12 protein-coding genes and 1 pseudogene are annotated in these 13,470 nt (G+C 73.0%); 5 read left to right on the top strand and 8 right to left on the bottom strand.

Annotation, left to right across the window (positions count from 1 at the left end; genetic code table 11):
• Positions 1 to 2: 2 nt before the first annotated feature.
• On the bottom strand, positions 3 to 1,403 hold the full coding sequence (locus OG627_RS16145) for an AbfB domain-containing protein (protein ID WP_329065671.1): 1,401 nt from the start codon (positions 1,401 to 1,403) through the stop codon (positions 3 to 5).
• A gap of 305 nt (positions 1,404 to 1,708) precedes the next feature.
• Here OG627_RS16145 and OG627_RS16140 point away from each other — a divergent pair, with 305 nt between their 5' ends.
• Together OG627_RS16140 and OG627_RS16135 are read left to right on the top strand one after the other, a co-directional pair.
• Positions 1,709 to 2,311 (top strand): flavoprotein, encoded by a 603-nt coding sequence (locus OG627_RS16140; protein ID WP_329065668.1) that lies wholly within the window; start codon positions 1,709 to 1,711, stop codon positions 2,309 to 2,311.
• A 99-nt stretch (positions 2,312 to 2,410) separates the two neighbouring features.
• On the top strand, positions 2,411 to 3,826 hold the full coding sequence (locus OG627_RS16135; RefSeq protein ID WP_329065666.1) for a S1 family peptidase: 1,416 nt from the start codon (positions 2,411 to 2,413) through the stop codon (positions 3,824 to 3,826).
• 45 nt (positions 3,827 to 3,871) lie between these two features.
• Here the strand turns inward: OG627_RS16135 and ribA are convergent, their stop codons facing one another.
• Positions 3,872 to 4,537 (bottom strand): GTP cyclohydrolase II, encoded by a 666-nt coding sequence (gene ribA, locus OG627_RS16130; RefSeq protein ID WP_329065664.1) that lies wholly within the window; start codon positions 4,535 to 4,537, stop codon positions 3,872 to 3,874.
• Between the two features lie 195 nt (positions 4,538 to 4,732).
• On the opposite strand from ribA, the gene OG627_RS16125 reads away from it, so the two are divergent.
• Entirely contained in the window at positions 4,733 to 5,488 is a 756-nt protein-coding gene (locus OG627_RS16125; RefSeq protein ID WP_329065662.1) for a creatininase family protein, read from the top strand.
• On the top strand, positions 5,485 to 6,540 hold the full coding sequence (locus OG627_RS16120) for a RibD family protein (protein WP_329072707.1): 1,056 nt from the start codon (positions 5,485 to 5,487) through the stop codon (positions 6,538 to 6,540). Before OG627_RS16125 ends, OG627_RS16120 begins: the two co-directional genes overlap by 4 nt.
• On the opposite strand, the pseudogene OG627_RS16115 reads toward OG627_RS16120, so the two are convergent.
• The 5 genes and pseudogenes from OG627_RS16115 to OG627_RS16095 all read right to left on the bottom strand — a co-directional run.
• Positions 6,472 to 7,317: pseudogene (locus OG627_RS16115) on the bottom strand (lysylphosphatidylglycerol synthase transmembrane domain-containing protein); the annotation flags it as partial. The gene OG627_RS16120 and the pseudogene OG627_RS16115 sit on opposite strands and share 69 nt — an antisense overlap.
• Before the next feature lie 29 nt (positions 7,318 to 7,346).
• The gene (locus OG627_RS16110; RefSeq protein ID WP_329072706.1) at positions 7,347 to 8,228 is read right to left on the bottom strand and encodes an SAM-dependent methyltransferase; all 882 of its coding nucleotides are present in this window, start codon (positions 8,226 to 8,228) and stop codon (positions 7,347 to 7,349) included.
• A gap of 101 nt (positions 8,229 to 8,329) precedes the next feature.
• Complete coding sequence (locus tag OG627_RS16105) at positions 8,330 to 9,436, bottom strand: glycosyltransferase family 4 protein (RefSeq protein WP_329072704.1); 1,107 nt, start codon at positions 9,434 to 9,436, stop codon at positions 8,330 to 8,332.
• A gap of 164 nt (positions 9,437 to 9,600) precedes the next feature.
• The gene (locus tag OG627_RS16100; protein ID WP_329065660.1) at positions 9,601 to 9,999 is read right to left on the bottom strand and encodes a 6-pyruvoyl trahydropterin synthase family protein; all 399 of its coding nucleotides are present in this window, start codon (positions 9,997 to 9,999) and stop codon (positions 9,601 to 9,603) included.
• Between the two features lie 125 nt (positions 10,000 to 10,124).
• Positions 10,125 to 11,114 (bottom strand): zinc-dependent alcohol dehydrogenase, encoded by a 990-nt coding sequence (locus OG627_RS16095; RefSeq protein WP_329065658.1) that lies wholly within the window; start codon positions 11,112 to 11,114, stop codon positions 10,125 to 10,127.
• A 108-nt stretch (positions 11,115 to 11,222) separates the two neighbouring features.
• Here OG627_RS16095 and OG627_RS16090 point away from each other — a divergent pair, with 108 nt between their 5' ends.
• Positions 11,223 to 12,041, top strand: a complete 819-nt coding sequence (locus tag OG627_RS16090; protein WP_329065656.1) for a CDP-alcohol phosphatidyltransferase family protein — start codon at positions 11,223 to 11,225, stop codon at positions 12,039 to 12,041.
• Between the two features lie 58 nt (positions 12,042 to 12,099).
• Here the strand turns inward: OG627_RS16090 and OG627_RS16085 are convergent, their stop codons facing one another.
• Positions 12,100 to 13,047 carry a hypothetical protein gene (locus OG627_RS16085; RefSeq protein ID WP_329065654.1) on the bottom strand — a complete coding sequence of 316 codons (948 nt, stop codon included), beginning with the start codon at positions 13,045 to 13,047 and terminating at the stop codon, positions 12,100 to 12,102.
• Between the last annotated feature and the right edge of the window lie 423 nt (positions 13,048 to 13,470).

Genomic DNA, 13,470 nt, shown 5'->3' with positions numbered 1-13,470 from the left:
CCTCAGCCCTTGACCATGCGGAAGGTCGTGTCGGCCTGGTAGAGGGGCGAGTGCTGGTAGGGGTCCAGCCACAGCTGGAAGTCGCGGTGCCGGATGAACCGGCCCGGGTAGTTGTAGGACTCCAGCGCCAAGGTGTCGCCGCGCGGGGTCTTCCGGGGGCAGAAGGTGGCGTCCCGCTTGAAGGCGGTGCTGCCGTCGTTGGCGTCGGAGCGCAGCCGGAAGGAGGAGTGGCGCAGATAGCGCCCGCCGCCGAGGGCGAAGGAGTAGCAGTCGGACTTCGCGAGGCCGTCGACGATCGTGAGCGTCGCCGAGTCACGGCTGACGGTGTCGAGGAAGCCCAGGTTGCCGCGTATGTTCCAGTAGCGGTCCGGGTAGTTGACGGACTGCATGGCGCGCTTGCGGGAGGAGGCCGCCGGAGGGGTCGCGGAGGAGCCCCCGCCGGAACCGCTGCCGCCGGTGCCCGATCCGGTGCCCGGTCCCGAGGAGGCACCGGATCCGGACCCCGAGCCCGAGCCGGAGTCGCTCCCGCTCCCGCCGCCTTCCTTGCCGCTTCCCTTGGCGTCGTCGCTTCCGCCGGCCGCGCCGCCCGAGGATCCGCCCGTCGCCGCTGCCGCCGCGCTGGGGTGGAGGCGGGCCGGGGCGTCGGCCGGTGACAGCTCGGAGAAGGCGCCGTCGGTGCCGGACGGGGTGTCGTCGCTCGCGTCCGTCACATCGCCCGGTTCGGTGTCAGTGCCCTGGGCGGGGAAGGCCGGCAGGGGAGGCTGCGGCAGTGTGGACTTGGGCGCGGCGGCCTGGTCGGCGTTGTGCTGCGCCGGACCGGCGATCATGGCCAGGACGATCCCGAACGCGAGCGTGCCGACGCCGAGCAGCACCGTGTTCCGTATGAGACCCCCCTTCTTGGGGAGCGGGGGAGGCTCCTGGTCCCACGGCTCCTCGGCCCAGCTCGGCCCCCGTCCGCCCGGTCCCGAGCCGCCGGGGCCCCCGGGGCCGCCCGAGTTGCCCGGACCCGTGCCCGGACCCGTGCCCGGACCCGTGCCCGGACCCGTGCCCGGACCGGGGCCCGTGCCCGCAGCCGCGCCCGAACCGTTCTGCTGGCGCCAGGCCGCCGAGGCGGTCATGCCCGAGAACAGCAGCAGATCCGACGGGTTGGGGCTGCGGCGGTGCGCTCCGGTGGGCGGGACCGGTGTGAGTTCCTTCCGGCGGCTCGCCCCCGTGCTCGCCCCCATGCCCGCGCCCATTCTCGCTCCCGCGCCCTTGCGCGGGCGTTTCACCGGCACCGGCAGGTTGTCCGAGGGCGCGGCCGGGGGTGCGGCTGACGGTGCGGGCGGGGGCGCGGCCGGGGGTACGGGCGGGTGTTCGTGCTCCGTGGGCCGAGTGGGGTCGGCACCGCTCATCTCTGGCATGCGCAGTCTGCCTCCAGCGTCGCCGACAGGCGTACGCGGATCCGTGATCGGGACCGGGGATCTGTGAATGTCTTGAGCACAAAGGGAAGCTGGGGGCCGCGGGGGATCATGGGCGTGGACGGGCAACTGATGCCGTTACGCCGGGCGTTGCGACTGAGTAGAGAGTAGTGGACCACGTGGGCATGAAGTGAAGGTTTCAACGTTCAATCGGTGAGATTCGATCAAGCGAAGACCGGCATCACCTGCTGTTTTCCGGACGAAACCGGCGAACATCCATGCTGATGCCCGGCGGCGGGAGACTCCGTATGACTGACCAGACCGAGAACCGGACCGGAGACCAGGCCGGGAAACCGTTCCTTTACGTCGTCGTGTGCGCCTCCGGCATCGCCCCGGACGTCGGCACCCTCATCTCCGCCGCCCACGCGCAAGGCCGGGACGTCGGCGTCGTCGCCACCCCGCAGGCCCTCGGCTTCATCGACCGCGCCGCCGTCGAGTCGCTGACCGGCTACCCCGTCCGGTCGGCCTGGCGGCTGCCCGGCGAACCCCGCCCGCTGCCGCCGCCGGACGCGATCGCGGTCGCCCCGGCGACCTTCAACACCCTCAACAAATGGGCGGCCGGGATCTCGGACACCCTCGCGCTCGGTGTCCTCTGCGAGGCGTACGGGCTCGGCGTCCCCACCGCCGTACTGCCGTATCTGAACGCGGCCCAGGCCGCCCATCCCGCGTACCGCCAGAGCCTCGACAGGCTGCGCGGGATGGGGGTGCGGATCGGCTCGCGCGAACCTCATCCGGCCGGTACGAACGGCGGCGCGGACCGGTTCCGTTGGGAAGAGGCGCTGGAGCTGCTGCCGGTGGACGGTGCGATCGGCCGAGGAGGCCCGCCGGGATCCGCTCGGGGGGATCGCTGAACCGCACGGCCCGTCCGTACGTACTCAAGGGGGGTGCTCCACCGATCCAGGGGCCCCGCGGCTGGTGACGTCGTATCGGTACGACCTTGGGGGCCATGCATGAGGCACGCACGACGCACCTTCCGGCGGATCGCGCGACTCGCGGCCGTCGGCGGGCTGATCTGCGGTGGCCTGATGGTCTCGAACGCCGTCGCCGGTGAGCCGGACGGCCGGGAGGCGGGCGGGGCCGGCGGTGACGCCGTCTCCGCCGAGCTGGGCGCGAGCCTCGTCTCGCGGCTCGGTGTCTCCCGTACGGCGGGCACCTGGATCGCCGCCGACGGTGAGCCCGTTGTCGCGGTGACCGACGAGGAAGCGGCGGACGAGGTACGGCGGGCCGGGGCGCGGGCCGAGGTCATGCGCTACAGCATGGGCGACTTACGCGCGGCGACCGAGACACTGGGCGGGGCCCCCCGCGTGCCGGGCACCGCGTGGGCCGTGGACTACGCGACCAACCAGGTCGTGGTGCACGCCGACAGCTCCGTCTCCGCCGCCGACTGGTCCCGGCTGTCCGCGGTCGCCGAGGGCGTCGGCGGCTCGGTCCGGATGGAGCGCACCGAGGGCTCCTTCACCACGCGGCTGGACGGCGCGTCCCCGATCTTCAACGGCGGCGGCCGCTGCTCCGCCGGGTTCAACGTGACCGATGGCCGGGAGAACTTCATCCTCACCGCAGGACACTGCGGCCCCGTCGGCACCACCTGGTTCCAGGACGAGCAGCGCGGCGGCGAGGTCGGCACCACGGTCGAACGCAGCTTCCCCGGGAACGACTACTCCCTCGTGCGGTACGGGGCCACCGGCGGCGGGTCCGGCACGGGCGACGCCGGCCGCTCCGGCGTGGTGGACATCGGCGGCGGCCAGGGCGTGCGGATCACCGGGGTGGCCGACCCCGTCGTCGGGCAGCAGGTCTTCCGCAGCGGCAGTACGACGGGACTGCGCACCGGGCGCGTCACCGCGCTGAACGCGACCGTCAACTACCGCGAGGGCCCGGTCACCGGGCTGATCCAGACCACGGTCTGCGCCGAACCCGGCGACAGCGGCGGCCCGTTGCTCGCGCAGGGGATCGCGCTGGGGGTGACCTCGGGAGGGACCGGCGACTGCACGTCCGGCGGGGTCACGTTCTTCCAGCCGATGACCACGGCGCTCTCGGCGCTCGGGGTGAGCCTCGTCGTGGACGACGACGCCGCCGGCGGGGGCGGCGGCGGGGGCGACGGCTCCGAAGCCGCCAGCACCCCCGCCTCCAGCCCGGCCACCACGGATCCGGGCGACGCGCAGGCCGTACTCCCGCCCGCCGACGGGGCGGCCACCCCGGGCGGTCCCGGCGGGACGACGGTCACGGGGATCGTGGACTTCAAGTCCCTCGAACCCGGCCTGGGAATCATCGCCGCCAGCCTGCTCCTGCTGATGACCGCCCACTGGATCCTGTCCGAGCGGGCGGGCCGCAGCCGCTACCGCAGCCAGTACTCGCAGAGTTGGGGCTGAGGGACTTCGGCCGCCGTCGGCGCCGCCGTCCGCCGTCGGCCGTTGTCAGCTGCCGTCAGTCGTGTCGGGCGCGCGGTCCAGGTGCGGCAGGTGGTGGCCGAGGCGCTCGCGCTTGGTGCGCAGGTAGGAGATGTTCTCCTCGCGCGGCGGTATCAGCAGCGGCACCTGCGCGGTGATCTTGATGCCGTACCGCAGCAGCGCCTCACGCTTGAGCGGGTTGTTGGACAGCAGCCGTACGGAGCGCACCCCGAGATCGTGCAGCATCTCCGCCGCCACCCGGTAGTCGCGGGCGTCGGCCGGCAGCCCGAGCGCGAGATTGGCCTCCACCGTGTCCAGCCCCTCCGACTGGAGCCGCATCGCCCGGAGTTTGGCGAGCAGACCGATGCCCCGCCCCTCGTGGCCCTGGAGGTAGACCAGAACGCCGCGCCCCTCGCTCACGATGGCGCGCAGCGCGGCGGAGAGCTGGTCGCCGCATTCGCAGTGCCTGGAGCCGAACGCGTCGCCGGTCAGGCACTCGGAATGAACCCGGGTCAGTGCGCCGTCCCCCTCGACATCGCCGTACACCAGGGCTATTTGCTCATCCCCGCGATCGAGGTCCAAGTAGCCGACGGCTCGAAATTCCCCGTATTCGGTGGACAGCTGGACCTCCGCCGCCCTTTCGATCCCAGACGTATGTGCGCTGTCACGGTGTGCGCCATCACTATCTGTCATGTTCAGCATGATATCCGGTACCCCCGGCCCTTGCGGTAGAAATTGGTGAAGGAATGTCAACTGATGCCCCGGCCGATGCGCCGGACGAGGTGTCAACCGGCCTGTAAAGATTGATCACTTTCGGCTGCTGGGCATGCTTTTTCCACGTAACCTGCTCCGGTGGACGTGTACGGAGATGAGGAAGGGCCGGAAAACATGAGTGGTTCGCGGACGAGGGCGGCGGGATCCGGCCTGCTGCCGTACGAGACGACGGAGGACGTACGGGCCGGCCGCGCCGAGGTCGCCGTCCTGCCCATCGGCAGCTTCGAGCAGCACGGACCGTTTCTTCCGCTGGTCACCGACACGGTCATCGCCGCCGTCATAGCCAGGGAGGTGGCCGCCGCGCATCCGGTGCGGCTGCTTCCTCCGCTGACGGTCTCCTGCTCGCACGAACACGAGCACACCGACTGGCCGGGAACGGTCAGCATTTCCGCCGCCACGCTCCACGCCGTGGTGCGCGACATCGCCGCTTCGCTGCGCCGCACCGGAATCGACCGGCTTGTTCTGGTCAATGGCCACGGCGGTAACTATGTGCTGCGCAACGTGGTTCAGGAGTCCGCGGGAACCGGTACGCGCATGGCGCTCTTTCCCGGATCCGCGGACTGGGACGCGGCGCGTGAACGGGCCGGAGTGCTGACCTCTTCGCGCAGCGATATGCACGCGGGCGAAGTGGAGACATCCATTCTGCTGCACGATTCTCCGGACCTGGTGCGCCCCGGTTACGAGACCTCCGACTTCCTCGCCGACGACCGTGAGCATTTGCTGACGCTCGGCATGCGCGGCTATACGGAATCGGGCGTGATCGGCCGCCCCTCGCTGGCATCCGCCGCGAAAGGAAAAGAATTGCTGGCCGGTCTGGTGGATTCCTTCGCCGGGTATCTCTCGCTGCTGACGCGGCCGGGTGCGCGATGACCGGCCGCGCGGTGGAGCACCGTACCGGCCCGCTCGACGCGTCGACCGCCTGGGACCTGCTGCGCTCCGTCCGGTCGGCGGCCGACGCCGAAGCCGCCGGGCTGGCGCGCGGCGCGGACGGCCGGTGGCGGTGGCGGGACGCCTCGCCCGGCGCGGACGCGCTCGCCGACCGCTATCTGTCGCTGTGCCTGGCCGGTCCACTGTTCACCTTCGCGCAGTTGGGGCAGAGTCTGGACGGGTTCATCGCGAGCCGTACGGGGGACGCCGACTACGTCACCGGCGAGGAGGACCGCGAACACCTGCACCGGCTGCGCGCGCTCGCGGACGCGGTGGTCGTCGGAGCCGGCACCGCCGTGGCCGACGATCCCCGGCTGACGGTCCGTGCCTGTACGGGGGACCATCCGGTGCGGGTCGTCATCGATCCGTACCGTCGGGTGCCGCGAAGCCACCAGGTGTTCACGGACGGATCAGCGCCGACGCTGTGGGTGGTGGGCGCCGAGGGTGCCGGTGCCGCTGACGGTGCCCGTGCCGCCGACGAGCGCGAGCCGGGGCCTTTGGGGGACGGCGGCTGCGGTGTCGAGGTGCTGACTCTGCCGGACCGGGCCGCGTTCGCCCCCCGCCGGCTGGTGCGCGAGCTGGCGCGGCGCGGTCTCGGCCGGGTGCTGGTCGAGGGCGGCGGCGTGACCGTGTCCCGCTTCCTGCACGAGCGGGCACTGCACCGGCTGTACGTGACCGTGGCGCCGGTCCTGCTCGGGGACGGCGTCCCCGGGCTGCGCTTCACCGGACCCGAGCGGATGCGCGACGCCCTCCGGCCGCCGACGCGCCGCGTCGTCCTCGGCGAGGACACCCTCTTCGAACTCGACCTGCGGACGCCGGAGCCGGGCGAACCAGGGGGCGACGAGCACACCGGCGCCGGGCAGGGCGGCGGCGAGGGCGAGGACCCCGTACACCACGGCGACGCTCAGCCCCTGGGCGGCGCCGAGTCCGGCCGCCCCGAAGGCCCAGGCGGTGACGCCCTCCCGGGGGCCCCAGCCGCCGATGTTCAGCGGTAGCGCCATCGCCAGCAGCGCCAGCACCATCAGGGGCAGCAGGTCGGAGGCGGGGGCGGTCGATCCGGCCGCCCTGGCCGCGAGCAGGAACATGCCCAGATGACCGGCCAGCACGACGACGGACGACAGCGCCACCCCGGGCCAGCTCGCGCGCGCGAACAGCCCGAGACGCGCCTCCGCGCGTACGGTGCCGAGCGCGCGCCGCAGGCGTGCGGCGCCGGTGGTGGTTCCGCTGCCGGTTCCGGCGCCGGTACGGGGCCGTACGGCGGCGGTGATCGCCGACGCGCCCACTACGACGAGTAGGGCGGATACGGCGAGTACGGTCGCGGTGCCCGGCCCGGGTACGAGGCGACGGAGCAGCCCCCTCGCCTCCGCCAGGGCCGGTGCGGGGTGCGCGAACAGGAGCGTGACCCCGACCGCGATCAACACCGCCTGGCCCGCGACCCGTTCGAGGACCACGGCGCGGACGCCACGGCCGACGTCACCGGCGCTCTGCCCGTGCCGTACCGCGCGGTGCACATCACCGAGCACACCGCCGGGCAGCGCCGCGTTGAGGAAGAGCGCACGGTAGTAGTCGGAGACGGCCCGGCCCAGCGGCAGCCGGATGGACAGCCCCCGGGCCACCAGGCACCAGCGCCAGGCGCTGAACACGGTGGTCAGCAGCCCGATACCGAGGGCGGCGAGCAGCGTGGGGACGTCGATGCCGCGCAGCCCGTCCAGGAACGCGCCGGTGCCCAGGCGCCACACCACCACCGCGAGGATGGCCGCGCCCGCGAGCATGCCGACCCGCCCCCGCACCGCCCGCCGGATCACCACGCGCCGCCTGCCGGGCCCGCGTCCGTCCCGCTGGACAGGGCCGTTTCACCCGGCAGGGCCGTCCCACCGGGCAGAGCCGTTCCACCGGGCAGCGCGAGGAGGTCGCTGTGGTGGACGACGGCCGTCAAACCGCCGTCCGGACAGTCGGTCAGACGGCGCGTCAGATACGCCTCGGCCTGCGGCGCGAGGTCCGGGCGCTGCTCGACGGCGGCGCCGACCCAGCCCCGTAGCCACTGCGCCGTCAGCGCCGCGTCCCCCGGCCCGAGCCGCCACGGGCTCGCCCGCACCCGTACCTCCATGCCGTGCCGGGCGAAGGCGTCCGAGGCCGCCTCGACGGCGTCGGGGCCGAGGAGCCGGCGGCCGTGCTCGACCCGGCGCTGGTGCGCGTTGAACGCCTCGGCGAGTTCGGTGTCCAGCTGTTCCGCCGGGGTGAGTTCGACGCGGCCCGCCACGGAGAGCGCCAGCAGCGCCGGGCAGCCGGCGCCCGCGCAGGCGGCGGCGAGCGCGTCCAGTTCGTCCCGCGTGAGCAGGTCGAGCAGGGCGGAGGCGGTCACCAGCGACGTACCGGCGAGACCGGCCGAGGTCAGCTTCGCGATGTCGCCGCGCTCCGTCGTGGCGGTGACGTGGCTGCCGTCGTCCGCCGTGCGGGGCATCGACGCGGCGGCCCGCACGAGGAGATCCGGGTCGTGGTCGTGCAGGATCCAGTGCTGGGGGCCGGGCAGCCGGGGGGCGAGCCAGCGGCCCATCGAACCGGTGCCGCAGCCGAGGTCCCGGATCACCAACTCCGTTGTCCCGCCCGGCTGATCCGCCCAGTGGGCGCGCAGCGGGCCGAGCAGGCCGGGCGCGCGGGCGGCGGCGTCCGCGCCTTCCCGCAGGGCGAGCCACTCGGGGGCGTAACGCGGTGTGTCGGTGTCGGGGTCGGTGCCCGTGTCGGTGTCGGTGTCGGTGTTGGTGGCGGTGTGTGCGCCGGTGTTGCTCACGCTGTCCTCCTGGGTTCGGGCTGTGCGCGCCCCGCACGCTGTTCGTGCCGGAGCAGCTCCAGCGCCTCGGCCAGACTCCGTGAGGTCGTCTCCCAGCCGGCCAGCGCGGTGCGCCGGCCGAGGGCGGCCTCGCGCGTCCGGCCGCGTACACCGGGCTCGCGGAGCCAGTCCCGCAGCGCGCCGGTGAGCGCGACCGGGTCGGCCGGCGGTACGAGAATGCCCGGCACACCGCCCCCGGGCGCCTGCCCGACCGCCTCCGGGACACCGCCGACGGCCGTCGCCAGCACGGGGATCGCGCGGGCGAGCGCCTCGGTGACGGCCATGCCGTACGTCTCGGCGCAGGAGGGGAGCACCAGCAGATCGGCGTCCCGGTAGATCGCGTCCATCTCGTCGGCGCGGCGGGTTCCCGCGAGGCCGATCCGGTCACCGAGACCGTGGTGTGCGATCAACTCCCTTACCCGCGCCACATATGCGGGGTCCTGGACGAGTCCGCCGACGCACACACAGCTCCACGGCAGACCGGCGACGCCCGCGAGGGCCTCCACCAGCAGGTGCTGCGCCTTGCGCGGCGTCACCGAGGCGACGCACAGCAGCCGGGGACCCCGGTCTCCCTCGCCCGCTCCGGTGGCCAGGGCGGCGGGGTCGGCTCCCGGGGTGGCCACATGGACCCGCTCGGGAGCGAGCCCGTGGTGTTCCACGAGCCTGCGGGCGGCCCATCGGCTGGTCGCCACGACCGCCGGGACGGCCCGCAGGGTACGGCGTTCCCCGGCGTCCAGCTCCGCCGCCCGCTCCGGGGCGAGCCCGGTCTCGTCACCGAGCGGCAGATGGACGAGGACGGCCAGCCGCAGCCGTTCGGCCTCGCGCACGACGACGTCGGGGGCCGCGCAGGCGACCAGCCCGTCGAGGAGGACGACGCCGTCGTCCGGGAACGTGCCCAGCACCCGCGCCAGTTCCGCCCGCGCGGCGGGCTCCGGCCAGGGCCAGGCGCCCGCGACGGCGTACTCCGCGACCTGCCAGCCCGCGCCCGGCAGATCCCGGCACACCCGGCGGTCGTATGTGTTGCCACCGCTCGGCGCGGCCTGGTCGTCGACTCCGCCGGGCATCACGAACCGTACGACACGGGGCGAGCGGACGGCAGCGCGCGCGGGGCCGGTCTGGGACGCGGCGTCGTGCTGGGACGCGGCGTCGTGCTGGGGCTCGGACACGGCCTCGGACACCGGCACGGCTTCCGACACCGGCACGTATTCCGCGCGGGCCTGCGCCCGGTTCACAACGTTCGCTCGTAACTCGCCCACGCGATATGGGATTCGTGCAGTGTGACCGAGACACCGCTCAGGCCGCGCGCGCCCTCGCCCAGCGAACCGGCGTGCACCCGGTCCACGAGCCGGTCGGCGATGACCTTGGCCAGGAACTCCGTCGAGGTGTTGATCCCGGCGAACTCCGGCTCGTCGTCCAGGTTGCGGTAGGTGAGTTCACCCACCACGAGACCCAGCTCCTTGGTGGCCAGCCCGATGTCGACCACGATGTTGTCGTCGTCCAGCTCGGGACGCCGGAAGGTGGCGTCGACGAGGAACGTCGCCCCGTGCAGTCGCTGCGCGGGCCCGAAGACCTCGCCGTGAAAGCTGTGAGCGATCATGAGGTGCTCGCGAACGGTGACGCTGAACAACGGTTGACCTCCAGGTCCGGCTTCGGCTGGCCTCCGCCGGGCCACGTCATTCAGTACGGCGGTGGCGCGCCCGTTGTTCAAGAATCAGGAAAGATCCCCCCGTGGTGGGCGGAGCGGGGGGCCGGTCAGGCCGCCGTGTCCGCTCCGTACACCACGCGGTGGCACATCCCGGGCAGTGCGCCGCCCGCGATCCCGCTCAGCACCTCCGGCAGCTCCTCGAAGGCGCACTCGCCGGTGATCAGCGCGTCGAAGACCGGGTCGGCGAGCAGGTCGAGCGAGAGCGCGAGCCGGTCCGCGTACGTCCGGCTGGAGCGCCTGGCCGGGGACACCGACCCGACCTGGCTGCCGCGCAGCACCAGCCGGCCCGAGTGGAACGCCTCGCCCAGCGGCAGGCTGATCCGCCGGTCGCCGTACCAGCTCAGCTCCAGGACGGTGCCCTCCGGCCCGAGGAGTTCCAGCGAGCGCGCGAGCCCGGCCTCGGTGGCGCTGGCGTGCACGGCGAGATCGCAGCCGCCGAGGGCGTCCTCGGGGAGCGCGAAGCCGACGCCCAGCGCCTCGGCGACGGCCGCGCGGCGCGGGTCGGCGTCGACCAACTGCACGCGTACGGACGGATAGCGGGCGAGCAGCGCGGCCACCGAGCAGCCGATCATCCCGGCGCCGACGACGGCGATCCGGTCCCCGATCAGCGGCGCGGCGTCCCACAGGGCGTTCACCGCCGTCTCCACGGTCCCGGCCAGCACGGCCCGCCCGGCGGGCACCGAGTCCGGTACGGGCGTCACGGCGCTCGCCGGGACGACGTAGCGGCTCTGGTGCGGGTAGAGGCAGAAGACCGTACGGCCGAGGAGGTCCCGGGGGCCCTCCTCGACGACGCCGACGTTGAGATAGCCGTACTTGACCGGGCCGGGGAAGTCGCCGTCCTGGAACGGCGCCCGCATCAGCGCGTGCTGGCTCTGCGGCACACCGCCGCGGAACACCAGGCTCTCCGTGCCGCGGCTCACACCGGAACACAACGTCCGCACCACGACGTCGTCCGCGCCCGGTTCGGGGAGGGTGACATCGCGTATCTCGCCGTGGCCGGGGGAGCGGAGCCAGAAGGCGCGAGCGGGGCGCTTCATCGGCGTCCTCCTGAACGCTGGGGTGACGGTTCACGTTCTGATAATCACGAGGCCGCGCACACGGTACGCGGCCCTCATCGACTCTGTCACACACCCGGAGGGTGCACGGTGGCCGCCCTGAACGACACATACGACACGTACAACACCTACAGCTCAAGGGTGTTGCGCCAGGACACGGCCGTGGGGGCGGGCGCGCAGATCCTGCTGCTCGCCCTGCTCGGCACGGCGACCGGACTGGGGCCGCTGGGATGGCTCACGGGCCTGGCGTTCACGGTCGCGACCTGGGCCCTGCTCACCCGCGCGCTGGACCGGTCCTGGCCACGGACGAGGTCCTTCGGACCCGCCAACGGGGTCACACTGGCGCGGACCACACTGGTCGGTGGTGTGACCGCGCTGGTCGCCGACTCCTTCGTCAGGCCGCCCGCCGTCACGGCCCTGGTCGCGCTCACCACGGTGGCGCTGATCCTCGACGCGGTGGACGGCCAGGTGGCCCGGCGCACCGGCACGGTCTCCGCGCTGGGAGCGCGCTTCGACATGGAGGCCGACGCCTTCCTGATCATGGTGCTGAGCGTGTACGTCTCCCAGTCGCTGGGCGCGTGGGTGCTGCTGATCGGCGCGATGCGCTACGTCTTCGTCGCGGCGGCACGGGCCATGCCGTGGCTGAACGGGGCGCTCCCGCCGAGCATGGCGCGCAAGACGGTGGCCGCGCTCCAGGGCGTCGCCCTGCTCGTGGCCGCGTCGGGACTCCTGCCGCGCCCGGCCGCTCTTGTGCTCGTCCTCGGCGCGCTGGCGCTGCTGACCTGGTCCTTCGGCCGCGACATCGGGGGGCTGTGGCGGGGCCGGGCGCGGGTTCCCGTATCCGTACCCGTATCCCTGCCCGTATCCGTACCGGCCCCGGTATGGCGGGAACGCCGAGTGAGCCATTAGGGCCGTGCCACCTGCGTGTCGCCGACCGCGTGCCGTCTCCGCGCGCGCGTCTGCGGGGTCACCGCTTGCGCTTTCCCTTGCCCCTGCGGGACTTGAGACCGGCGGCGGCGCGGATCTCGGCGGCGCGGCGGGCCGTGTCGACGAGGGTGCGGGTGGCGTCGCCGGGGCCGGGCCCGGTGTCGGTACCGTCCTTCGTGTCCATGCCCGTGTCCATGCCGGATTCCTTGCGGCAGTCGACGCAGACGCCGCTGATGATCGTGGAGTTCGTCTCGTCGTTCTCGCAGGTGATGCACATGACGATGGTGCGGAGGACGCGGCCGGGCCGCGCGGCGGCTTCTGTGGCGGTCTGTGCGCTGACGGGCTCGGGCGGCATTTTGGTCTCCAGTCGTTTACGGGCGATCGCGGCCGGGCTGTGCAGGGGGTGCGGCAGTCCGGCGGTGAGGGAAACGGTCAGGTGGTCGGGGGTCGCGCCCCGGGCCAGCCACTCGGCGGCGAGGACCTCCAGGGCGGCGCAGTCGGCGGCGGAGAGGGTCATGCGGGGTTCGGTGCGGCCGAGTTGGGCGAGGGTGCGGTAGGCCAGGGAGCATGCGGGCTGGGCGGTTGCGGGGGGAACGGTCTCGCCGGCCTCCGGGTCTTCCCGGTCTGCCGGGTCTTCTCCGTCTTCCCGGTCCTCCCCGCCCGGGTCGTCCGGGGACCCCGGGGCGTCCGCTGCCTCCTGGCGCTGCCTGCGCTCCAGTTCGGTGAGGTCGACCCCGTGGAGGCCGGCCACGAAGGCTTTCCACCAGGCGTCGTCCCTGGCCGTACGCGAGAAGTGCGTCCGTGTCACCCAGCGGAAGCCGCCGCCCGTCAGCACCAGGTGTTCCTTGATCAGCCGCAGATGTCCGGTGTGGGAGAGGGAACGGAGCGACGTGGCGCATGCCTGCTGGCCGTACGCGGCGATGTGCGCGGCGAGGGCCTTGTATCCGATGGCGGAGCCTTCGGGCAGGCGGTCGATGTACGCGGCCACAGCCGCTTCCCTCGGGCACAGGTGTGCGAAATCAGCATCTCCGCGCGGGAGCTGACCGGGGGCGGAGCGCTTCCCGTACCCCGGATTGGCCAAGGGGTGTGCGGGTGCGGGCGGGGCGGAGTTAAAGTCGGTGACAGCCACGTTCATGTGCTTCCTGTTTGCTTTGGCAGCCGCACATGACCCGTAGGTCAGGCCCTGGTTCGGTGCGTCTAACACCGGCCGGGGCCGCTTCATGCGGCGGATGCCGCGAACGCTAGACCTTCACCACGTTATGTTGCAAGCTGATCACTGCTTGTCATATTGCCTGACTGTGGCGGTGTCCGGAGGGGCGTGGAGGAGGGCTGGAGGGTCTGGAAGAGGTGGGAGGTAGGGAGGTTCCCTCCCCCCAAAGACCCACCCAGGGTGGTGGGGCTCGAAGCCCGG

The sequence above is a fragment of the Streptomyces sp. NBC_01429 genome, from assembly GCF_036231945.1.
Taxonomy (GTDB): Bacteria; Actinomycetota; Actinomycetes; order Streptomycetales; family Streptomycetaceae; genus Streptomyces.
The sequence above is the reverse complement of the archived record's forward strand: the minus strand, read 5'-3'. Positions and strand labels throughout refer to the sequence as shown.